This window comes from Streptomyces sp. 17_S59 (assembly GCF_056930295.1).
In genome coordinates this window covers 791,788-814,162 of record NZ_JBXOWD010000001.1, presented here as the reverse complement: position 1 = coordinate 814,162, position 22,375 = coordinate 791,788, and the positions used below count along the sequence as shown (strand labels likewise).

Below are 22,375 nucleotides of genomic sequence, written 5' to 3'. Positions count from 1 at the left end.
GGCACCTTGCCGCCCGCCCCCACGCCCGCTTCCGTCATGGAAAAGAGCGAACGACCGGGTCCGAAGGTTCCCATGGGAGGGGAAAACAGGCCAGACCCCCCGTCCGTCGGCCGTACTGGCCTTCGAGTCGTGTACTCCGCAGTAGTAGGCTCACGCCGCATTACTGTCGGAACACCACCCCCGCATGCCGGGGTTGACGTAGGGGAGGCCATGCGCTTTCGCGGGAAGTCCATCCGCCGGAAGATCGTGGCGCTGCTGCTGGTGCCCCTGGTGTCCCTGACGGCGCTGTGGGCCTTCGCCACCGCCATCACCGGCAGCGAGGCAGCCCGGCTGTTCACGGTCGCCGACGTCATGCGCAAAGTCGGCTTTCCCGCCAAGGACATGGCCCGCGCCCTGCAGAAGGAGCGCCGCCAGTCGCTCGTCTACCTCGCCGACACCTCCCGCACCGACGCCCTGGCCGCACTGCGGGCCCAGCAGCGCGCCACGGACAAGACGGTCGCCACCTTCCGCTCGAGTGCCGAGAACGCGCGCGGCGACATGAGCGGCGGCGTGGCGGATCGTTTCCGCGCCATCGAGAAGAGCCTCGGCAGCATCGAGGGCCTGCGCCGCAAGGTCGAGGACAACTCCCTCACCCGCTACAGCGCCTTCCAGGCGTACAACGACCTCGCCGAGCCGTACTACGACTTCGTCGGCAGCCTCGGCGTCCTCCAGGACGCCGACATGGACAAGCAGAGCCGCGCCCTGGTCGGCCTCGACCGCGCCCGCGAGGCGGTCTCCCGCGAGGACGCCCTGCTCGCCGCCGCGTTCGCGGCCGGCAGCATGAGCAAGCAGGACCTGCGGGCCTTCTCCGACCGCGTCGCCGAGCGCAGGATCCTCTACAGCACCAACCTGGCCGTCCTGCCGGCCGAGGACCGGAAGATCTTCGACGACTACTGGCGCGGCAGCCGCGCCGAGGCGCTGGACGCCGCCGAGGACGCCGTGATCCTGGCCGGCTCCCCGCGCGCCACGCACGCCGTCGACCCCGAGCGCTGGCAGTCCGTCGCCGGCCCCGTCCTCGACGACCTGGGCCGGATGGGCACAGAGGCCGACCACCGCTTCAGCCGGCGGGTCAAGCCCGTCGCCCTCGGGGTGCTCACCAAGGCCGCCGTCGCCGGCATCCTCGGCCTGGCCGCCCTCGTCGCCTCGGTCGTCATCTCCTTCCGCATCGGCCGCGGCCTGGTGCGGGACCTGGGCCGGCTGCGCAAGGAGGCCCACGAGGTCTCGGGCGTCCGGCTGCCCAGCGTCATGCGCCGCCTGGCCGCGGGCGAACCGGTCGACGTCGAGACCGAGGCCCCCCGCCTCGAGTACGGCCCGGACGAACTGGGCCAGGTCGGCCAGGCCCTCAACACCCTCCAGCGCGCCGCGGTCGAAGCCGCCGTCAAACAGGCCGAGATGCGCCGCGGCGTCTCCGACGTCTTCGTCAACCTCGCCCGCCGCGCCCAGGTCCTGCTGCACCGTCAGCTGAACCTGCTGGACACCATGGAGCGCCGCACCGAGGACACCGGGGAACTCGCCGACCTCTTCCGCCTCGACCACCTCACCACCCGCATGCGCCGCCATGCCGAGGGCCTGGTCATCCTCTCCGGCGCCGCCCCCTCCCGGCAGTGGCGCAAGCCGGTCCCGCTGATGGACGTCGTCCGCGCCGCCGTGGCCGAGGTCGAGGCGTACGAGCGCATCGAGGTGCGGCGGCTGCCGCGGCTGGCCCTCAACGGGCCCGCCGTCTCCGACCTCACCCACCTCGTCGCCGAACTCCTGGAGAACGCCACCGTCTTCTCCCCGCCGCACACCGCCGTCCACGTCCACGGCGAGCGGGTCTCCAACGGCTTCACCCTCGAGATCCACGACCGCGGCCTGGGCATGACCCCCGAGGCGCTCCTGGAGGCCAACCTCCGGCTCGCCGAGACCCCCGAGTTCGAGCTGTCCGACACCGACCGCCTGGGCCTCTTCGTGGTCAGCCGGCTCGCCCAGCGCCAGGGCGTGCGCGTCTCGCTCCAGCCCTCCCCGTACGGCGGCACCACGGCCGTCGTGCTCATCCCCTCCGCGCTGCTCACCGAACTCCCGGTCAGGACCGGCGAGGACACCGGCGGCACGCTCCGCAAGGCCCCGGCGCGCCCCCAGCGGCCCGAGGCCCGGCCCGGCCGCACCGAGCGGACCCGGACGGCCCCGCCCGGCGACCCGGCCGAGGCAGATCCCCCCTACTCCCCGTACGAGTCGGGCCCCGGCGACGGCATGGACGGCACCCTGGACGGCGGCCTCCTGCGGCGCCTGTCCGCCCGCTCCGTGCCCTCCGGCGAACAGCACCACCAGGCCCCCGACGCGGTCGCCCCGCTGCCGCGCCGCAGACCCCCCGTGCTGGTCTCCGACCACGGCCGCACCGTCGCCGGGAAATCCGGCCGGCCCGTCCCCGCACAGGAGGACCGCGGCGGCCCCGACGAGGAGCGCACCCCCACCGGCGGACTGCCCCGGCGCGTACGCCAGGCCAGCCTCGCCCCCCAGCTCAAGGAGTCTCCCGCCGCGCGCCCGCGGCCCGGCCGGGATCCCGCCGACCCGGCGGCCGAGCGTGACGCCGACGAGGTCCGGGCCCGTATGACCGCCCTCCAGCGAGGGTGGCAGCGCGGGCGGGAGGACAATGAGACGACGAACCCACCGAGCACGACAGCACCAGGAACAACAACTGAGGGGGACGGTCGATGACCGCACCGAAGGCCGTGACACGCAACGCCCCGGCACAGCCGGGCCAGGTCCGGACGGCCGCCGCAACCGGCGAGCTGAACTGGCTCCTCGACGAACTCGTCGAGCGCGTCACCACCATCCGCAAGGCGCTCGTCCTGTCCGGCGACGGCCTGGCCACAGGCCGCTCCAAGGACCTCACCCGGGAGGACGGCGAGCACCTCGCCGCGGTGGCCTCCGGCTTCCACAGCCTCGCCAAGGGCGTGGGCCGGCACTTCGACGCCGGCGAGGTCCGCCAGACCGTGGTCGAGCTGGACGAGGCGTTCCTCTTCGTCACCGCCGCGGGAGACGGGAGCTGTCTGGCCGTCCTCGCCGACGCCGACTCCGACATCGGGCTGGTGGCCTACGAGATGACGCTGCTCGTGAAGCGGGTCGGCGCACACCTGGGAACCGCTCCGCGCACCGGCGCCGCCGACGAGTGACGGCCCGCATGACCGGAGACCGAGGGCAGCCGGCCCACTGGTACGACGACGCGGCGGGCCCCGTGGTCCGCCCGTACGCCATGACCCGGGGCCGTACCGCCGGCCCCGCCGAGGACCGGCTCGACCTCATCGCACTCGTCGTCGCCGAGGAGTTACTGGTCGCGCACCCCGGAGGTGCGCACGCCATCGCGGACCAGACCCTCTCCCCGGAGCACCTCGACATCGCCGACCTCGCCCGGCAGGCCCCCCTGTCCGTCGCCGACCTGGCCACCGGACTCGACCTGCCGGTCGGGGTCGTCCGCGTGCTCGTCGGCGACCTCATCGACGGCGGATACGTCCGGGCCTGCCGCCCGGTCCCGCCGGCGGAACTGCCCGACGAGGACATCCTGCGCGAGGTGATCGAGGCCCTGCGTGCACTGTGACCCCGCGGCCCCGGCCATGCTCCGTCCGGCCCGGCGGCGGGGCCGGACGGGCCTTGCCGGGGCCGCCGTCCGTGCGGAACGATCAATCCCACGGGGGAGCGCGACACCGCGCCGACCCTGAACCCGGAGGAAAACCCATGCCGTTCCGGCGCTCTGACCGCCGTACCCGGCCCGCCGCCGCCCCGGTGGCCCTCAAGCTGCTGGTGGCAGGGGGCTTCGGCGTGGGCAAGACCACCCTGGTCGGCGCCATCAGCGAGATCAAGCCGCTGCGCACCGAGGAACTGCTCACCGAGGCGAGCCGCCCGGTGGACGACACCTCGGGGGTGGAGGGCAAGCACACCACCACCGTCGCCATGGACTTCGGCCGGCTCACCCTCCGCGAGGACCTGGTCCTCTACCTCTTCGGCACCCCGGGCCAGGACCGCTTCTGGTTCCTGTGGGACGAGCTGGCGCAGGGCGCGCTCGGGGCCGTGGTCCTCGCCGACACCCGGCGGCTCCGGGACTGCTTCGCCGCCGTCGACTACTTCGAGCGGCGCGGCATCCCCTTCACCCTCGCCGTCAACTGCTTCGACGGCGCGGCCCGCTACCCCGAGGACACGGTGCGCGACGCGCTCGACCTCGACCCCGAGGTGCCCGTGCTGATGTGCGACGCCCGCGATCGGGAGTCCGTGAAGGACGTCCTCGTCTCCGTCGTCGAGCACGCGATGGCCAGGGGGACCACGGCGGCCCGCGCAGCGGCGGTGTGACACCGGGACCCCGGGCCGGGGCGCGCCGGCGGACGGATCAGCGGACGGGGAAGTCGAAATAGGTCTGCGGGTACGGCTCGTCCCGGAGCGTGTAGTGCCACCACTCCTCGGCGAGATTGACGAAACCCGCCTTCTCCATCGCGGACTTCAGCAGCAGCCGGTTGGCCCGCTGCCGCCCCTGGACCCGTGGGTCGAGCGTGTGCGACAGGGTGTCGAAGCAGTCGAACCCCGTACCCATGTCGAGCGAGTTGTCCGGGAACCGCACGGCCTTCGGCGCGTAGCAGGGCACCAGCGGCTCACCGGGCAGATACGGGCGCGTGGGCAGGGCGGGCCGCCGCACCACCGTCAGGTCCAGCGTGCTGCCCCTGCTGTGACCGGACTTCGCCGCGATGTAGCCGTCCTCGAACAGCCGCGACTTCTCGACCTGGGGATAGAACTCGCCCTTCATCCGCACGTCCCCGAGGTCCTTGGCCCACGCCACGAAGTCGTCCACCGCCCGCTGCGGCCGGTAGCAGTCGTACACCTTGAGCGTGTACCCCCGGCGCCACAGCTCCCGCTGCACCCGGTGCACGGCCTCGGCGGCCGGGCGCGTGAGCAGACACCGCGGCCGCTCGTAGCCGGTCACCCGGTGGCCGGTGAAGTTGTGCACGGTGAAGTAGCGCATCTCCTGGCGGACGGTCGGATCCACATCGGCCAGTGCCACGAACCCCGGCGGCGTCCCCGGCCCCCGCACCGCCAGCGCGGGCGGTGCGGACACCAGGGCGGCCAGCGCGGCGACGGGCACCACCAGGGCACGCCATACGGCGGACAGTCTCGACATGCCCTACCCCATACCAGCGGCACCGCCCGGCACGGAAGACCCCTGCACGCCCTTCCCGCCTCAGGGCCGCACCCGCACCCGGTACCCCACCTCCGCCGCCCCCTCCTGCTCGACCGTCACCACCCCGCCCCGCACCCGGGTCGTGAACCGCACCGCCTCCGGGCACTCCCAGCCCGGGCCCGCGTCCGCGATCAGCACCCCGCCCCCGGTGCGCCCCGGAGCCGGCGCCCACACCTCCAGCTCCACCTCGCCCCGCGCGCCCGCCACCGGAATCACCGAACCCGCCCGCGCCAGCACCGGCACCCGCGACAGCGGAGCGTCCAGCAGCACCTGCCCCGGCCCCTCGTACGCCCGCCCCGTCGCCGTGTCGTACCAGCGCCCGCGCGGCAGCCGCACCGCCCGCCGGTCCGCCCCGCGCTCCAGCACCGGCGCCACCAGCAGCGAATCCCCCAGCAGGAACGCGTCCTCGCAGTCCCGCAGTACCCGGTCCTCCGGCGACCGCCACCACACCGGCCGGACGTACGGCGCCCCCGTCCGCCGGGCCAGGTGCGCCAGCGTCACGAAGTACGGCAGCAGCCGCATCCGCTCCCGCAGCGCCGCCCCCGCGTGCTCCAGCACCTCCGCCCCGAACTCCCACGGCTCCCGCCGCCCCGCCGAGATCGCCGCGTGCGTACGGAACAGCGGCAGGTACGCCCCCAGCTGGAACCAGCGCAAGTACAGCTCGGGCGACGGAAAGCCCGTGAACCCCCCGATGTCCGGCCCCGAGTACGGCACCCCGCACAGCCCCAGTCCCAGCACCAGCGCCAGCGACGCCCGGAGCCCCGGCCAGCCCGTCGCCACGTCGCCCGACCACGTGCCGCCGTAGCGCTGCATGCCCGCCCAGCCCGACCGCGAGAAGAGGAACGGCCGCTCGTCCGGCCGCAGTGCGCACAGCCCCTCGTACCCGGCCCGCGCCATCGCCAGCCCGTACACGTTGTGCGCCTCGCGGTGGTCGCCGCCCCGCCCCTCCAGCACGTGCCGGGCCGACCGCGGCAGCGTCGGATCGCCGAACGCCGCGAACGACACCGGCTCGTTCATGTCGTGCCACACCCCGGAGAAGCCCTGCACCAGCCGCTCCGCGTACAGACCGCCCCACCACTCGCGCACCCTCGGATCCGTGAAGTCCGGGAACACCGACTCGCCCGGCCACACCTCGCCCCGCACCCGCCGGCCCCGCGCGTCCCGCACGAACGCGTCCAGCTCCATGCCGCCGTCGTACACCGCCAGCCCCGGCTCGGCCTTGACCGCCGGGTCCACGATGGACACCAGCCGCACCCCGTCCCGGCGCAGGTCCGCCGCCAGCCCCGGCAGGTCCGGAAACCGCTCCCGGTCCACCGTGAACACCCGGTGCCCCCGGTAGTGGTCGATGTCCAGGTGCACCGCAGAGAGCGGAAGACCCCGCTCCAGGTACCCGGCCACCACCCGCCGCACCTCGCCCTCGCTGCCGAACCCCCAGCGCGCATGGTGGTGGCCCAGCGCCCACGCCGGCGGCAGCGCGGCCCCGCCCGTCAGCGCCGCCCAGCCGTGCAGCACCCGCGCCGGAGTGCCCGCCAGCACCCAGTAGCGCAGCGGACCCCCCTCCATCCGCACCTCGCACCGCCCCGGCCGGTCGTGCCCCGAGCCCGCGCCCTCCTCGCCCTCCCACAACGTCACCCGCCCGTCCCAGGAGTTGTCGTGGAACACCAGGTGCGTCCCCGCGTCCGCCACCACCAGCTGCACCGGCATCGTGATGTACAGCGGATCGTCACCCGGCTCGAACGCCCCGCCCGGATCGGTGTTCCACAGCCGGTACACCCCGTCCCGCAGCCGCGGCCCCGCCGTCCGGCCGCCCAGACCGAAGAACCGCGCGTCCGCGGGCACCTCCGAGCGCTGCACCCAGCGCGCCGTGCCCTCCCCCCGCTCCACCGGCTCCCACCAGCGCGGCGGCAGGTCCCGCCGCAGCATCACCCCGCCCGGGGTCCGCACCTCCACCGTGCCGTGCCGCGAGACCACCACCAGCACCCGCTCCGACACCACCCGCCAGCCACCGTCCGTGTCCGGCTCCAGCACCGCCCGCTCGTCCGCCTCCGGACCCGCCCCCGCCAGCGCGTACGACGGCTCCGGCAGCGCTCCGTCCCAGCCGCAGAACACCGCACCGCCCGCCGCCACCCGCACCCGCAGCGACGACCGGGCGAACCGCACCACCCCGCCCCCGGGCTCGGGCACGGCCCCCCGCGCCGGCCCCGGCACCCGGGCCCGCTCCGCACCCGGCCGCGGCAGCCCCGCCGCGTCCGCGCGCCGCCGCCGCCAGGCCGACCGCACGGACCGAAGTCCCCGCGCGCTCCCCACCGTCCGCAACGAAGTCATCCACTGCACCGATCGCACAAGGTCACCCGCGTCCATGCCGCTCACCCTGCCACCGCCGCCCGCCGGTGCGTGCACCGTTCAACCGCCGTTCACCCCGCAGGGCCCGCCCGGATCCAGCCGGTGTGGCCCCGCCCCTGGTGCACGAGTCGATCACATGGCATCGTCCTGGTCAGCCGCGTCACGTGCCACCCCGCCGTGCCCGCGGCGTCGCCCACGACGCGTACAGCCCGGGAGCAGCCAGATGACCACCGCACCGCAGCACGCCGACCGGCCGGAGCCCATCCGCCGCCCCGGACCGGACCGCATCGCCCGCGCCCAGGTCACCCGCTTCCACACCTGGGCCGCCGCCGAGCACGGCGCCCCCGCCCCCCTCCCGGACGACCCCGAGGCGAGCTACGCGGCCCTGCACCGCTGGTCGGTCGAGGAGTTGGAGACCTTCTGGCAGGCCTTCGCCGAGTGGTGCGACGTGCGCTTCACCACCCCGTACGAGCGCGTGCTCGCCGACCGCTCGATGCCCGGCGCCCGCTGGTTCCCCGGCGCCACCCTCAACTACGCCGAACACGCCCTGCGCACCGCCGAGGACCCCGCCGCGGCCGACCGGCCCGCCCTCCTGCACCTCGACGAGACCCACGAGCCCCGGCCCGTCACCTGGGCCGAACTCCGCAGACAGGTCGGCTCCCTGGCCGCCGCCCTGCGCGGACTCGGCGTACGCCCCGGCGACCGCGTCAGCGGCTACCTGCCCAACATCCCGCAGGCCGCCGTCGCCTTCCTCGCCACCGCCGCCGTCGGCGCCGTGTGGACCTCCTGCGCCCCCGACTTCGGCGCCCGCAGCGTCCTCGACCGCTTCCAGCAGGTCGAGCCCGTCGTGCTCTTCACCGTCGACGGCTACCAGTACGGCGGCAAGCGGCACGAGCGCGCCGACGTCGTCACCGAACTGCGCGCCGAACTTCCCACCCTGCGCGCGGTCGTCCACATCCCGCTGCTCGGCACCCCGGCCCCCGAGGGGACCCTGGAGTGGGCGGCCCTGACCGCGGCCGACACCGAGCCCGTCTTCGAGCAGGTCCCCTTCGACCACCCCCTGTGGGTGCTCTACTCCTCGGGCACCACGGGCCTGCCCAAGGCCATCGTCCAGTCCCAGGGCGGCATCGTCCTCGAACACCTCAAGCAGCTCACCCTGCACTGCGACCTCGGCCCCGAGGACCGCTTCTTCTGGTACACCTCCACCGGCTGGATGATGTGGAACTTCCTCGTCTCCGGCCTCCTCGTCGGCTCCACCGTCGTCCTCTACGACGGCAGCCCCGGCCACCCCGACACCGCCGCCCAGTGGCGCGTCGCGGAGTGCACCGGCGCCACGCTCTTCGGCACCTCCGCCGCCTATGTGATGGCCTGCCGCAAGGCGGGCGTCCACCCCGCGCGCGACTTCGACCTCTCCGCCGTCCACTGCGTCGCCACCACCGGCTCCCCGCTGCCCCCCGACGGCTTCCGCTGGCTCCACGACGAATTCCACACCGCGGGCGCGGAGGACCTCTGGATCGCCTCGGTGAGCGGCGGCACGGACGTCTGCAGCTGCTTCGCGGGAGCCGTGGCGACCCTGCCCGTGTACATCGGCGAACTCCAGGCCGCCTGCCTGGGCACCGACCTCCAGTCCTGGGACGCGCAGGGCAAGCCCGTCGTCGACGAGGTCGGCGAGCTGATCGTCACCAACCCCATGCCGTCCATGCCCATCCGCTTCTGGAACGACCCCGACGGCAGCCGCTACCGCGAGAGCTACTTCGAGATGTTCCCCGGCGTCTGGCGCCACGGCGACTGGATCACCATCAGCTCGCGCGGCACCGTCGTCGTCCACGGCCGCTCCGACTCCACCCTCAACCGGCAGGGCGTGCGGATGGGCTCGGCCGACATCTACGAGGTCGTCGAACGGCTCCCCGAGATCCGCGAATCCCTCGTCATCGGCGTCGAGAAGCCCGACGGCGGCTACTGGATGCCCCTCTTCGTCCACCTCGCCCCGGACGCCACCCTGGACGACGACCTGCTCGACCGCATCAAGCGCAGCATCCGCGAGCAGCTCTCCCCGCGCCACGTCCCCGACGAGGTCATTGAGGTCCCCGGCATCCCCCACACCCTGACCGGCAAGCGCATCGAGGTCCCGGTCAAGCGGCTGCTCCAGGGCACACCGCTGGAGAAGGCCGTCAACCCCGGGTCCGTGGACAACGCCGAACTGCTGCACTTCTACGAGCAGCTGGCGCGTGAGCGCGACTGAGGGATCCGAGGGAGCCGAGGAAACGGGCCCTGGAGGCCGCGGCGGCCGTTGTCAGTGGGTCCCCTTACTCTGAGTGAGCATCGATCACTCGCGATGAGGGGGGAACTCATGGCACACACCGACAACGGCCGGCCCGACAACGGCCGACGCCGGCTCACCGCACGGCGCAGGCTCCGCAGCGAGGCACCGAACACCGTGGCCGTCCTGGCCGACGAGACGGACTTCGCCGCCATGCGGCGATACCGCAGCTTCGGCTTCGACGACCACGCCACCTACCTGCGGCACGTGGACGGCCTGCTGCGATCACTGGCCGCCCAGGGCACCTACACCAGCATCACGCTCTTCGACCCCGTCGACTACGAGGACTACTGCACCGACCTCCGCCTCGACCCCGACACCCCGGCCAGCCGCACCCGTTACACGGCCGAGGTCGCGGCACTGGGCGCCAAGGTCCCCTACGACGGCAGGCCCGTCGCCCGCCTGCTGCCCCGCCTCGTCGACGAGGCCGAGCAGCACGCCACATGGGAGTACGCCTCCGCCCTGCTGGCCCGCAGCGGCGACTGCGCCTCCTGCGGGGAGGACATCGGCCGGGCGGCCTTCGCCGAGGCGTCGAGGTCCCTCCGGCGCATCGTCGAGGTCGTGGGGACGGGCGCCCACCACCTCGTGTGCAGCGTCCCCGCGGAGGGGGAGGCCCCGCTCGTCGCCGTGCTCCACGCCGAGTGCGACGCCGGGGGCCGGCTGCGCCTGGGAGAGGCGGCGGCGCTGGTGTTCTGCACGGTGCTGGCCGCGGGCCTCGCCACCGAACGCCCGGGCGGCGTCGTCATGCGCACCCAGCTGCCCGGCGAACCGGACACAGTCCGGGGCTGGGGCATCAACAACAGCGGCTTGCGGCCCCTGACCGAAGCGGAGGTGTTCGCCGCCTACTGCACGGACCCCGTGACGGGCGAGCCGGTACCGCCGGAGCCGGGCGTCGAGTACCGCGAGGGCCTTCCGCTCGACGAGCCGGACGAGGGAGGGGATCCGGCGATGGCCCGATGAACGCCCGAACCAGGCAAAAGGAAAGTACCGGGAAAAAGAAAGTGGTGCTCCCGCCCACAGGCGGGAGCACCACTCACCGATCACTTCACCGGAACCGGCTCACTCGCCGGACAGCACGGCCTGCGCGGCCAGCCTGGCCTCCTCGGCCGAGTCCGTGGCACGAGCGGCGGCGGCGGCGCGCTCGCACTGCGCGAGCGTGTGCTTGGCCAGCGTGGCGCGGACGTAGGGGATCGACGCGGCGCCCATGGACAGGCTCGTCACGCCCAGACCCGTCAGCACACAGGCCAGCAGCGGGTCCGACGCGGCCTCACCGCACACGCCGCAGCTCTTGCCCTCGGCCTTGGCGGCCTCGGCGGACAAGGCGATCAGGTCGAGCAGCGCCGGTTGCCACGGGTCCTGCAGCCGCGACACCGCACCGACCTGGCGGTCGGCGGCGAAGGTGTACTGCGCCAGGTCGTTCGTGCCCAGCGACAGGAACTCGACCTCCTGGAGGATCGAGCGCGCACGGAGCGCGGCGGAGGGGATCTCCACCATCGCGCCGAACTTCGCCTGCAGCCCGGCCGCACGGCACGCGTCCGCGAACGCCTTGGCGTCGGTGCGGTCCGCCACCATCGGCGCCATGACCTCGAGGTAGACCGGCAGGCCCTCGGCCGCCTTGGCCAGCGCGGTGAGCTGCGTGCGCAGCACCTCCGGATGGTCCAGCAGCGTCCGCAGACCGCGCACGCCCAGCGCCGGGTTCGGCTCGTCGGCCGGGGTCAGGAAGTCCAGCGGCTTGTCCGCGCCCGCGTCCAGCACCCGCACGACCACACGGCCCTCGGGGAACGCCTCCAGCACCTTGCGGTACGCCTCGACCTGCTTCTCCTCCGACGGCGCCTTCGCGCTGTCGTCCAGGAAGAGGAACTCGGTGCGGAACAGGCCCACGCCCTCCGCGCCCGCTTCCACCGCGGCCGGCACGTCCGCCGGACCGCCGATGTTCGCGAGCAGCGGCACCTTGTGCCCGTCCGACGTCGCGCCCGGACCCGACGAGGCGGCCAGCGCGGCCTTGCGCTCCTCGGCGGCCTTCGTCAGCTCGGCCCGCTTCTCCTCGCTCGGGTCGACGAAGATGTCACCCGTGCTGCCGTCCACGGCCACCACCGTGCCCTCGGCAAGCTCACCCGCGCCCGGCAGCGCCACCACGGCCGGCACCCCGAGGGCACGCGCCAGGATCGCGCTGTGGCTGGTCGGCCCGCCCTCCTCGGTCACGAAGCCGAGCACCAGCGTCGGGTCGAGCAGCGCGGTGTCGGCGGGCGCGAGGTCCCGCGCGATCAGCACATAGGGCTCGTCGCTGTCCGGCACACCCGGCATCGGCACACCCAGCAGGCGCGCGACGATGCGGTTGCGCACGTCGTCCAGGTCGGCCACGCGGCCGGCCAGGTACTCGCCCGCACCCGCGAGCAGCGCGCGGTAGGCGGCGAACGCGTCGTACACGGCGCGCTCGGCGGTGCTGCCCACGGCGATGCGCCGTTCCACGTCGGCCATCAGCTCCGGGTCCTGCGCCATCATGGCCTGGGCCTCGAGCACGTGCTGGGCCTCGCCGCCGGCCAGGTTGCCGCGCGCGATGAGGTCGGCGGCGACAGCCTCGACGGCCTGACGCGCGCGCCCCTGTTCGCGCGGCGCCTCGTCCGTCGGGATCTGCTTGGCCGGCGGTTCCAGAACCGCCGTGCCCATGTGCCGGACCTCGCCGATCGCCACACCGTGGCTCACGCCGACGCCTCGCAGCGTTGTCTCCATTTCACCTGTCTCCGGTTGGATGCGGCGGACACGGCCGCCGCCGTGGATGTCGTACGTGCCGTCCGTCGGACGGCTGGGTCACCGCAGGTGAAACGTCACTGCCAGGTGAAAAGGGTGTCGCCGGCCTTGAGGTCGCCGTCCTCGCGGACGTCGGCCAGCTGGTCGGGCGTGGCCTCGAGCGCCACGATCGGGCAGACCGGCGACTTGCCGGCCTCTTCGACGGCGGCCGGGTTCCAGCGCACGATTTCCTGGCCGCGGGAGACGGTGTCGCCCTTGTTGACGAGCAGCTCGAAGCCCTCGCCGTTGAGCTGGACGGTGTCGATGCCGAGGTGGGTCAGCACTCCGTGGCCCTCGGCGTCGACGACGACGAAGGCGTGGGGGTGGAGCGAGACGATGACGCCGTCGACGGGGGAGACCGCGGCGTGGGGCTCACGCACCGGGTCGACAGCGGTACCGGGACCCACCATCGCGCCGGAGAACACCGGGTCGGGCACTGCCGCGAGTCCGATGGCGCGTCCGGCGATCGGGGACGTCACGGTGGTCATGGGAAGCCTCCCAGGTGGAGAATCATCACGCGCCGTCACTACCTGTCCTGGACGGCGCACACTGCCCAGAGCCTAAGTCATAGGAACTGAGGATTCCGCACGAGCGCGCGAGGGCGGAGCGGGCCAGGAGCGTGTGCGGTGCGTAATCGATTTGCCTCGCCTGCACGGGACATGTACTGTCAGATTCCTGCCCACGACCGAGGCCCGCAGTCAGCTGCTGGCAAGGCGGGGGCGGCCTCCATCGGATGAGATCCACTTCCCGGATCCGCTTCTGTGTGTCTGCATGCCTTTGTGAATGCAGAGATAAGCGAGCGGTAAGGGAGCGGGAAAAGTCCTGATAGAGTGTGAAACACCGAAGGGAAGCGCCCGGAGGAAAGCCCCAGTGAATGTCACTGCGGGTGAGTACAAAGGAAGCGTCCGTTCCTTGAGAACTCAACAGCGTGCCAAAAGTCAACGCCAGATATGTTGACACCCCGTCCATCTCGATGGATGAGGTTCCTTTAAAAGTCCTGCCGGGTCCGTATCGGATCGGGTAGGCAATACACAGCGAGGACGCTGTGAACGGCCGGGCTTATTCCGCCTGGCTGTTCCGCTCAACGCGAGTGTGACCGGCAGTTTTTAATTAAACGCAGCCCGGTAAACATTCACGGAGAGTTTGATCCTGGCTCAGGACGAACGCTGGCGGCGTGCTTAACACATGCAAGTCGAACGATGAAGCCCTTCGGGGTGGATTAGTGGCGAACGGGTGAGTAACACGTGGGCAATCTGCCCTGCACTCTGGGACAAGCCCTGGAAACGGGGTCTAATACCGGATACGACCTGCCGAGGCATCTTGGCGGGTGGAAAGCTCCGGCGGTGCAGGATGAGCCCGCGGCCTATCAGCTTGTTGGTGGGGTGATGGCCTACCAAGGCGACGACGGGTAGCCGGCCTGAGAGGGCGACCGGCCACACTGGGACTGAGACACGGCCCAGACTCCTACGGGAGGCAGCAGTGGGGAATATTGCACAATGGGCGAAAGCCTGATGCAGCGACGCCGCGTGAGGGATGACGGCCTTCGGGTTGTAAACCTCTTTCAGCAGGGAAGAAGCGAAAGTGACGGTACCTGCAGAAGAAGCGCCGGCTAACTACGTGCCAGCAGCCGCGGTAATACGTAGGGCGCAAGCGTTGTCCGGAATTATTGGGCGTAAAGAGCTCGTAGGCGGCTTGTCGCGTCGGATGTGAAAGCCCGGGGCTTAACCCCGGGTCTGCATTCGATACGGGCAGGCTAGAGTTCGGTAGGGGAGATCGGAATTCCTGGTGTAGCGGTGAAATGCGCAGATATCAGGAGGAACACCGGTGGCGAAGGCGGATCTCTGGGCCGATACTGACGCTGAGGAGCGAAAGCGTGGGGAGCGAACAGGATTAGATACCCTGGTAGTCCACGCCGTAAACGTTGGGCACTAGGTGTGGGCGACATTCCACGTCGTCCGTGCCGCAGCTAACGCATTAAGTGCCCCGCCTGGGGAGTACGGCCGCAAGGCTAAAACTCAAAGGAATTGACGGGGGCCCGCACAAGCAGCGGAGCATGTGGCTTAATTCGACGCAACGCGAAGAACCTTACCAAGGCTTGACATACACCGGAAAGCGCTAGAGATAGTGCCCCCCTTGTGGTCGGTGTACAGGTGGTGCATGGCTGTCGTCAGCTCGTGTCGTGAGATGTTGGGTTAAGTCCCGCAACGAGCGCAACCCTTGTTCTGTGTTGCCAGCATGCCTTTCGGGGTGATGGGGACTCACAGGAGACTGCCGGGGTCAACTCGGAGGAAGGTGGGGACGACGTCAAGTCATCATGCCCCTTATGTCTTGGGCTGCACACGTGCTACAATGGCCGGTACAATGAGCTGCGATACCGCGAGGTGGAGCGAATCTCAAAAAGCCGGTCTCAGTTCGGATTGGGGTCTGCAACTCGACCCCATGAAGTTGGAGTTGCTAGTAATCGCAGATCAGCATTGCTGCGGTGAATACGTTCCCGGGCCTTGTACACACCGCCCGTCACGTCACGAAAGTCGGTAACACCCGAAGCCGGTGGCCCAACCCTTGTGGAGGGAGCCGTCGAAGGTGGGACTGGCGATTGGGACGAAGTCGTAACAAGGTAGCCGTACCGGAAGGTGCGGCTGGATCACCTCCTTTCTAAGGAGCACATAGCCGGCTGCAAGCGAATGTCTTGCACGGTTGCTCATGGGTGGAACGTTGACTATTCGGCACAGTTCAGGATCTCCCTGTTAGTACTGCTTCGGCGTGGAACACAGTGGGGTGAGTGGCTGGGCCGGGCACGCTGTTGGGTATCTGAGGGTGCGAGCGTTGCTCGAACCTTCGCGATGCCGGCCCCAGTGAACTCCGGTCTGCTGATCGGGGGTGATGGGTGGCTGGTCGTTGCTTGAGAACTGCACAGTGGACGCGAGCATCTGTGGCCAAGTTTTTAAGGGCGCACGGTGGATGCCTTGGCACCAGGAACCGATGAAGGACGTGGGAGGCCGCGATAGGCCCCGGGGAGCTGTCAACCGAGCTGTGATCCGGGGGTGTCCGAATGGGGAAACCCGGCAGTCGTCATGGGCTGTCACCCGCTGCTGAACACATAGGCAGTGTGGAGGGAACGCGGGGAAGTGAAACATCTCAGTACCCGCAGGAAGAGAAAACAACCGTGATTCCGGGAGTAGTGGCGAGCGAAACCGGATGAGGCCAAACCGTATGTGTGTGATACCCGGCAGGGGTTGCGCATGCGGGGTTGTGGGATCTCTCTTTCATGGTCTGCCGGCCATGAGACGAGTCAGAAACCGTTGATGTAGGCGAAGGACATGCGAAAGGTCCGGCGTAGAGGGTAAGACCCCCGTAGCTGAAACATTAGCGGCTCGTTTGAGAGACACCCAAGTAGCACGGGGCCCGAGAAATCCCGTGTGAATCTGGCGGGACCACCCGCTAAGCCTAAATATTCCCTGGTGACCGATAGCGGATAGTACCGTGAGGGAATGGTGAAAAGTACCGCGGGAGCGGAGTGAAATAGTACCTGAAACCGTGTGCCTACAAGCCGTGGGAGCGTCGCGTTGAGTGCTTGCACTCAACGTCGTGACTGCGTGCCTTTTGAAGAATGAGCCTGCGAGTTTGCGGTATGTTGCGAGGTTAACCCGTGTGGGGAAGCCGTAGCGAAAGCGAGTCCGAATAGGGCGTTTGAGTAGCGTGCCCAAGACCCGAAGCGGAGTGATCTAGCCATGGGCAGGTTGAAGCGGAGGTAAGACTTCGTGGAGGACCGAACCCACCAGGGTTGAAAACCTGGGGGATGACCTGTGGTTAGGGGTGAAAGGCCAATCAAACTCCGTGATAGCTGGTTCTCCCCGAAATGCATTTAGGTGCAGCGTCGTGTGTTTCTTGCCGGAGGTAGAGCACTGGATAGGCGATGGGCCCTACCGGGTTACTGACCTTAGCCAAACTCCGAATGCCGGTAAGTGAGAGCGCGGCAGTGAGACTGTGGGGGATAAGCTCCATGGTCGAGAGGGAAACAGCCCAGAGCATCGACTAAGGCCCCTAAGCGTACGCTAAGTGGGAAAGGATGTGGAGTCGCAGAGACAACCAGGAGGTTGGCTTAGAAGCAGCCACCCTTGAAAGAGTGCGTAATAGCTCACTGGTCAAGTGATTCCGCGCCGACAATGTAGCGGGGCTCAAGCGTACCGCCGAAGTCGTGTCATTCACACAACAGCCTCAACGGGTGTGTGGATGGGTAGGGGAGCGTCGTGTGCCGGGTGAAGCAGCCGTGGAAACGAGTTGTGGACGGTTCACGAGTGAGAATGCAGGCATGAGTAGCGATACACACGTGGGAAACGTGTGCGCCGATTGACTAAGGGTTCCTGGGTCAAGCTGATCTGCCCAGGGTAAGTCGGGACCTAAGGCGAGGCCGACAGGCGTAGTCGATGGACAACCGGTTGATATTCCGGTACCCGCTTTGAAACGCCCAATATCGAATCAGGCGATGCTAAGTCCGTGAAGCCGCCCTGGATCCTTCGGGTGAAGGGGAGTGGTGGAGCCGACGGACCAGACTTGTAGTAGGTAAGCGATGGGGTGACGCAGGAAGGTAGTCCAGCCCGGGCGGTGGTTGTCCCGGGGTAAGGGTGTAGGGCGTTGTGTAGGCAAATCCGCACAACATGCAGCCTGAGACCTGATGCCGAGCCGATTGTGGTGAAGTGGATGATCCTATGCTGTCGAGAAAAGCCTCTAGCGAGTTTCATGGCGGCCCGTACCCTAAACCGACTCAGGTGGTCAGGTAGAGAATACCGAGGCGTTCGGGTGAACTATGGTTAAGGAACTCGGCAAAATGCCCCCGTAACTTCGGGAGAAGGGGGGCCATTCCTGGTGATAGCACTTGCTGCTTGAGCTGGGGGTGGCCGCAGAGACCAGCGAGAAGCGACTGTTTACTAAAAACACAGGTCCGTGCGAAGCCGTAAGGCGATGTATACGGACTGACGCCTGCCCGGTGCTGGAACGTTAAGGGGACCGGTTAGCTCTGTTTCGACGGGGCGAAGCTGAGAACTTAAGCGCCAGTAAACGGCGGTGGTAACTATAACCATCCTAAGGTAGCGAAATTCCTTGTCGGGTAAGTTCCGACCTGCACGAATGGCGTAACGACTTCTCGACTGTCTCAACCATAGGCCCGGTGAAATTGCACTACGAGTAAAGATGCTCGTTTCGCGCAGCAGGACGGAAAGACCCCGGGACCTTTACTACAGCTTGATATTGGTGTTCGGTTCGGCTTGTGTAGGATAGGTGGGAGACTGTGAAGCATGCACGCCAGTGTGTGTGGAGTCGTCGTTGAAATACCACTCTGGTCGTGCTGGATGTCTAACCTGGGTCCGTGATCCGGATCAGGGACAGTGTCTGGTGGGTAGTTTAACTGGGGCGGTTGCCTCCTAAAGGGTAACGGAGGCGCCCAAAGGTTCCCTCAGCCTGGTTGGCAATCAGGTGTTGAGTGTAAGTGCACAAGGGAGCTTGACTGTGAGACCGACGGGTCGAGCAGGGACGAAAGTCGGGACTAGTGATCCGGCGGTGGCTTGTGGAAGCGCCGTCGCTCAACGGATAAAAGGTACCCCGGGGATAACAGGCTGATCTTCCCCAAGAGTCCATATCGACGGGATGGTTTGGCACCTCGATGTCGGCTCGTCGCATCCTGGGGCTGGAGTCGGTCCCAAGGGTTGGGCTGTTCGCCCATTAAAGCGGTACGCGAGCTGGGTTTAGAACGTCGTGAGACAGTTCGGTCCCTATCCGCTGTGCGCGTAGGAGTCTTGAGAAGGGCTGTCCCTAGTACGAGAGGACCGGGACGGACGAACCTCTGGTGTGCCAGTTGTCCTGCCAAGGGCATGGCTGGTTGGCTACGTTCGGGAGGGATAACCGCTGAAAGCATCTAAGCGGGAAGCCTGCTTCGAGATGAGGACTCCCACCCACTTGATGGGGTAAGGCTCCCAGTAGACGACTGGGTTGATAGGCCAGGTGTGGAAGACCGGTAACGGTTGGAGCTGACTGGTACTAATAGGCCGAGGGCTTGTCCTCAGTTGCTCGCGTCCACTGTGTAGGTTCTGAAGTAACGACTGTTGAGTCATGCTCCGGTTGGTTAACTTCATAGTGTTTCGGTGGTCATAGCGTTAGGGAAACGCCCGGTTACATTCCGAACCCGGAAGCTAAGCCTTTCAGCGCCGATGGTACTGCAGGGGGGACCCTGTGGGAGAGTAGGACGCCGCCGAACAAATTGTGAAAGAAAGCCCTGGTGGGAACCATGTTCCCACCAGGGCTTTCTTGCGTTGCAGGCCCCTCCGCACGCCCCCGTGACCGCTAAGGGTAAGGTCGTGGGGCATCGTTGGCACATATCCCCACAGGAGGCCCCCGGGTGGAGGTCCAGGAGACGCGAGTCCAGACCGACCGTGTCCTCACCATCCCGAACATCCTCAGCATGGCGCGCCTGGTCGGTGTGCCACTCTTCCTGTGGCTGATTCTCCAGAAGCACGACGGCTGGGCGTTGCTCGTACTGGCCTTCAGCGGTGTCACCGACTACCTGGACGGAAAGCTCGCCCGGCGCTGGAATCAGATCAGCAGTCTCGGCCGGCTCCTCGACCCTGCTGCCGACCGGCTCTACATCCTTTCCACCCTCTTCGGCCTGACATGGCGTGAGATCCTTCCGCTCTGGCTGACCGTCGCGCTGCTCGCCCGCGAGGCGATGCTGCTGGTCATGGTGTGGATTCTGAGGCGCCACGGCTATCCGCCCCCGCAGGTGAACTTCCTTGGGAAGGCGGCGACGTTCAACCTGATGTATGCCTTCCCCTTGCTGCTTCTCAGTGACGGATCCGGCTGGTTGGCCTCGCTCGCCGCGATTTTCGGATGGGCGTTCGCCGGATGGGGTACAACCCTCTATTGGTGGGCAGGGATCCTCTATGTGGTCCAGGTCCGCCGACTGGTCAGGGCGGACGCCACGGCCGACTGATCTCGCCGTAGTCTCGAGCCTCACCGGGCGTGAAGTCGGCATGACCGTCGTCTCTCAAGGAGGACGCTTCCGACATGAAGGCCGTCGTGATGGCCGGTGGCGAAGGGACCCGCCTTCGCCCCATGACCTCGAGCATGCCCAAGCCACTCCTGCCGGTCGCCAACCGGCCGATCATGGAGCATGTGCTGCGCCTGCTCAAGCGGCACGGGCTCACCGAGACCGTGGTGACCGTCCAGTTCCTCGCCTCTCTCGTCAGGAACTACTTCGGTGACGGCGAGGAACTGGGCATGGAACTCACCTATGCCAACGAGGAAAAGCCACTCGGCACGGCGGGCAGCGTCAAGAATGCGGAAGAGGCGCTCAAGGACGACGCCTTCCTGGTCATCTCGGGCGACGCCCTCACCGATTTCGACCTGACCGACCTGATCCGCTTCCACAAGGAAAAGGGCGCGCTCGTCACCGTCTGCCTGACCCGGGTACCCAATCCACTGGAATTCGGCATCACCATCGTCGACGAGAACGGCCGGGTCGAGCGCTTCCTGGAGAAGCCCACGTGGGGCCAGGTCTTCTCCGACACCGTGAACACGGGCATCTACGTCATGGAGCCCGAAGTCTTCGACTACGTCCGGCCGGACGAGCCCGTCGACTGGTCCGGTGACGTCTTCCCGCAGCTGATGAAGGAAGGCAAGCCGATCTTCGGCTACATCGCCGAGGGCTACTGGGAGGACGTCGGCACCCACGAGAGCTACGTCAAGGCCCAGGCCGACGTCCTGGAGGGCAAGGTCGACGTCGACATAGACGGTTTCGAGATCTCGCCCGGCGTATGGGTCGCCGAGGGCGCCGAAGTGCACCCGGACGCCGTGCTGCGGGGACCGCTCTATATCGGCGACTACGCGAAGGTCGAAGCCGGCGCCGAGATCCGTGAGCACACCGTGGTGGGCTCCAACGTGGTCGTCAAGACCGGTGCCTTCCTCCACAAGGCCGTCGTCCACGACAACGTCTACGTCGGCCAGCAGAGCAACCTGCGCGGCTGCGTCGTCGGCAAGAACACCGACATCATGCGCGCCGCCCGCATCGAGGACGGCGCCGTCATCGGGGACGAGTGCCTCGTCGGTGAGGAATCGATTATCCAGGGGAACGTCCGGGTCTACCCCTTCAAGACCATCGAGGCGGGTGCGTTCGTCAACACCTCGGTCATCTGGGAGTCCCGGGGACAGGCCCACCTCTTCGGCGCCCGGGGGGTCTCCGGCATCCTCAACGTGGAGATCACGCCCGAACTGGCCGTGCGCCTCGCCGGTGCCTATGCCACGACCCTCAAGAAGGGCGCGACCGTCACCACGGCGCGTGACCACTCGCGCGGCGCGCGAGCCCTCAAGCGGGCCGTGATCTCCGCCCTCCAGGCCAGCGCCATCGACGTCCGGGACCTGGAGAACGTACCGCTGCCCGTGGCCCGTCAGCAGACCGCTCGCGGCAGCGCCGGCGGGATCATGATCCGGACGTCGCCGGGCGTGCCCGACTCGGTGGACATCCTGTTCCTCGACGAGCGCGGCGCCGACCTCTCCCAGGCCGGGCAGCGGAAGCTCGACCGCGTCTACGCCCGGCAGGAGTACCGGCGTGCCTTCCCCGGGGAGATCGGCGACCTGTCCTTCCCCTCCAGCGTCTATGACTCCTACACGGGCTCGCTGCTGCGGTCCGTGGACACCAGCGGTGTCGCGGAGGCGGGTCTGAAGGTCGTGGTCGACGCCTCGAACGGCAGCGCCGGCCTGGTCCTGCCGAGCCTTCTCGGCCGGTTGGGCGTGGACGCGCTCACCATCAACCCGGGCCTGGACGAGGCACGCCCGACGGAGACCGCCGACGCCCGCCGGTCGGGGCTGGTGCGCCTGGGGGAGATCGTGGCCTCCGCGCGGGCCGCGTTCGGCGTGCGGTTCGACCCGGTGGGGGAGCGGATCTCGCTGGTCGACGAGCGCGGGCGCATCGTGGAGGACGACCGGGCCCTGCTCGTCCTGCTCGACCTGGTCGCCGCCGAGCGCCGCAGCGGCCGGGTGGCGCTGCCGGTGACCACGACGCGCATCGCCGAGCAGGTGGCCGCCTACCACGGCACCCAGGTGGCGTGGACGACCACCTCGCCCGACGATCTGACGCGCGTCGGCCGGGAGGAGGGGACCATCTTCGGCGGCGACGGGCGCGGCGGCTTCATCGTGCCGGAGTTCAGCAGCGTCTTCGACGGGACGGCCGCGTTCGTACGTCTGATCGGCCTGGTGGCCCGTACGCAGCTCACGCTGAGCCAGATCGACGCGCGCATCCCCAGGGCGCATGTGCTGCGCCGGGACCTGGCGACGCCGTGGGCGGTGAAGGGCCTGGTGATGCGGCACGTCGTGGAGGCGGCCGGGGAGCGTTCGGTCGACACGACCGACGGCGTGCGGGTGGTGGAGGCGGACGGGCGCTGGATCATGGTGCTGCCCGACCCGGCGGAGGCCGTGACCCACCTGTGGGCGGAGGGCCCTGACGACGCCTCGGCCCAGGCGCTGCTGGACGAGTGGACGGCCATCGTGGACGGCGCCGGCCGCTGAGCACTCCCGGGCGCGCGCCGGGCCCTTCGACGGACGCCCGGCGGGGGTGTCCTCACCCTGCCACCGAATCGTCCCGGATCCGTACCGGATCCGGCACGCCGGTGGGGCCATTCGGTGACGACGCCCCCGACGTG

Annotated in this window: 12 protein-coding genes and 3 rRNA genes; 11 read left to right on the top strand and 4 right to left on the bottom strand. The window is 68.9% G+C overall.

The window, feature by feature from the left end; translation table 11 throughout:
* Window positions 1-210: 210 nt before the first annotated feature.
* From AC1Z4A_RS03300 to AC1Z4A_RS03285, 4 genes are all read left to right on the top strand, one after another.
* Window positions 211-2,733 carry a sensor histidine kinase gene (locus AC1Z4A_RS03300; protein ID WP_483676309.1) on the top strand — a complete coding sequence of 841 codons (2,523 nt, stop codon included), beginning with the start codon at window positions 211-213 and terminating at the stop codon, window positions 2,731-2,733.
* Window positions 2,730-3,191, top strand: a complete 462-nt coding sequence (locus AC1Z4A_RS03295; protein WP_483676308.1) for a roadblock/LC7 domain-containing protein — start codon at window positions 2,730-2,732, stop codon at window positions 3,189-3,191. Before AC1Z4A_RS03300 ends, AC1Z4A_RS03295 begins: the two co-directional genes overlap by 4 nt.
* A gap of 8 nt (window positions 3,192-3,199) precedes the next feature.
* A complete protein-coding gene (locus tag AC1Z4A_RS03290) occupies window positions 3,200-3,613 on the top strand; it encodes a DUF742 domain-containing protein (protein WP_483676307.1) in 414 nt (137 codons plus the stop codon).
* 137 nt (window positions 3,614-3,750) lie between these two features.
* Complete coding sequence (locus AC1Z4A_RS03285) at window positions 3,751-4,359, top strand: GTP-binding protein (RefSeq protein ID WP_483676306.1); 609 nt, start codon at window positions 3,751-3,753, stop codon at window positions 4,357-4,359.
* Between the two features lie 37 nt (window positions 4,360-4,396).
* Here the strand turns inward: AC1Z4A_RS03285 and AC1Z4A_RS03280 are convergent, their stop codons facing one another.
* Entirely contained in the window at window positions 4,397-5,179 is a 783-nt protein-coding gene (locus AC1Z4A_RS03280) for a M15 family metallopeptidase (RefSeq protein WP_483676305.1), read from the bottom strand.
* Window positions 5,180-5,239: 60 nt separating this feature from the next.
* On the bottom strand, window positions 5,240-7,600 hold the full coding sequence (locus AC1Z4A_RS03275) for a glycoside hydrolase family 31 protein (protein ID WP_483676304.1): 2,361 nt from the start codon (window positions 7,598-7,600) through the stop codon (window positions 5,240-5,242).
* Between the two features lie 205 nt (window positions 7,601-7,805).
* Here AC1Z4A_RS03275 and AC1Z4A_RS03270 point away from each other — a divergent pair, with 205 nt between their 5' ends.
* Window positions 7,806-9,824, top strand: a complete 2,019-nt coding sequence (locus AC1Z4A_RS03270) for an acetoacetate--CoA ligase (RefSeq protein ID WP_483676303.1) — start codon at window positions 7,806-7,808, stop codon at window positions 9,822-9,824.
* A 108-nt stretch (window positions 9,825-9,932) separates the two neighbouring features.
* The gene (locus tag AC1Z4A_RS03265) at window positions 9,933-10,862 is read left to right on the top strand and encodes a hypothetical protein (protein WP_483676302.1); all 930 of its coding nucleotides are present in this window, start codon (window positions 9,933-9,935) and stop codon (window positions 10,860-10,862) included.
* Between the two features lie 99 nt (window positions 10,863-10,961).
* On the opposite strand, the gene ptsP is transcribed toward AC1Z4A_RS03265, so the two are convergent.
* Together ptsP and AC1Z4A_RS03255 are read right to left on the bottom strand one after the other, a co-directional pair.
* On the bottom strand, window positions 10,962-12,632 hold the full coding sequence (gene ptsP / locus AC1Z4A_RS03260; protein WP_483676301.1) for a phosphoenolpyruvate--protein phosphotransferase: 1,671 nt from the start codon (window positions 12,630-12,632) through the stop codon (window positions 10,962-10,964).
* Window positions 12,633-12,727: 95 nt separating this feature from the next.
* Entirely contained in the window at window positions 12,728-13,177 is a 450-nt protein-coding gene (locus tag AC1Z4A_RS03255; RefSeq protein ID WP_483676300.1) for a PTS sugar transporter subunit IIA, read from the bottom strand.
* Between the two features lie 643 nt (window positions 13,178-13,820).
* Between AC1Z4A_RS03255 and AC1Z4A_RS03250 the strand changes: the two genes are divergently transcribed.
* The 5 genes from AC1Z4A_RS03250 to AC1Z4A_RS03230 all read left to right on the top strand — a co-directional run bounded on the left by AC1Z4A_RS03250 (window position 13,821) and on the right by AC1Z4A_RS03230 (window position 22,241).
* Window positions 13,821-15,344, top strand: a 16S ribosomal RNA gene (locus AC1Z4A_RS03250).
* A 279-nt stretch (window positions 15,345-15,623) separates the two neighbouring features.
* Window positions 15,624-18,746 (top strand): 23S ribosomal RNA (locus AC1Z4A_RS03245).
* Between the two features lie 76 nt (window positions 18,747-18,822).
* Window positions 18,823-18,939, top strand: a 5S ribosomal RNA gene (gene rrf, locus AC1Z4A_RS03240).
* The 16S, 23S and 5S rRNA genes sit together here, the layout of an rRNA operon.
* 141 nt (window positions 18,940-19,080) lie before the next feature.
* The gene (gene clsA / locus AC1Z4A_RS03235) at window positions 19,081-19,671 is read left to right on the top strand and encodes a cardiolipin synthase ClsA (protein WP_483676299.1); all 591 of its coding nucleotides are present in this window, start codon (window positions 19,081-19,083) and stop codon (window positions 19,669-19,671) included.
* Window positions 19,672-19,745: 74 nt separating this feature from the next.
* Window positions 19,746-22,241, top strand: coding sequence for a sugar phosphate nucleotidyltransferase (locus tag AC1Z4A_RS03230; protein WP_483676298.1), 2,496 nt, complete (start codon window positions 19,746-19,748; stop codon window positions 22,239-22,241).
* Window positions 22,242-22,375: the final 134 nt, after the last annotated feature.

Coding starts and splice junctions, on each gene's coding strand:
- AC1Z4A_RS03265 (WP_483676302.1), top strand. CDS start 9,933: ATGGCACACACCGACAACGGCCGGCCCGACAACGGCCGACGCCGGCTC.
- AC1Z4A_RS03290 (WP_483676307.1), top strand. CDS start 3,200: ATGACCGGAGACCGAGGGCAGCCGGCCCACTGGTACGACGACGCGGCG.
- ptsP (WP_483676301.1), bottom strand. CDS start 12,632: ATGGAGACAACGCTGCGAGGCGTCGGCGTGAGCCACGGTGTGGCGATC.
- AC1Z4A_RS03275 (WP_483676304.1), bottom strand. CDS start 7,600: ATGGACGCGGGTGACCTTGTGCGATCGGTGCAGTGGATGACTTCGTTG.
- AC1Z4A_RS03295 (WP_483676308.1), top strand. CDS start 2,730: ATGACCGCACCGAAGGCCGTGACACGCAACGCCCCGGCACAGCCGGGC.
- AC1Z4A_RS03270 (WP_483676303.1), top strand. CDS start 7,806: ATGACCACCGCACCGCAGCACGCCGACCGGCCGGAGCCCATCCGCCGC.
- AC1Z4A_RS03300 (WP_483676309.1), top strand. CDS start 211: ATGCGCTTTCGCGGGAAGTCCATCCGCCGGAAGATCGTGGCGCTGCTG.
- AC1Z4A_RS03280 (WP_483676305.1), bottom strand. CDS start 5,179: ATGTCGAGACTGTCCGCCGTATGGCGTGCCCTGGTGGTGCCCGTCGCC.
- AC1Z4A_RS03285 (WP_483676306.1), top strand. CDS start 3,751: ATGCCGTTCCGGCGCTCTGACCGCCGTACCCGGCCCGCCGCCGCCCCG.
- AC1Z4A_RS03255 (WP_483676300.1), bottom strand. CDS start 13,177: ATGACCACCGTGACGTCCCCGATCGCCGGACGCGCCATCGGACTCGCG.
- AC1Z4A_RS03230 (WP_483676298.1), top strand. CDS start 19,746: ATGAAGGCCGTCGTGATGGCCGGTGGCGAAGGGACCCGCCTTCGCCCC.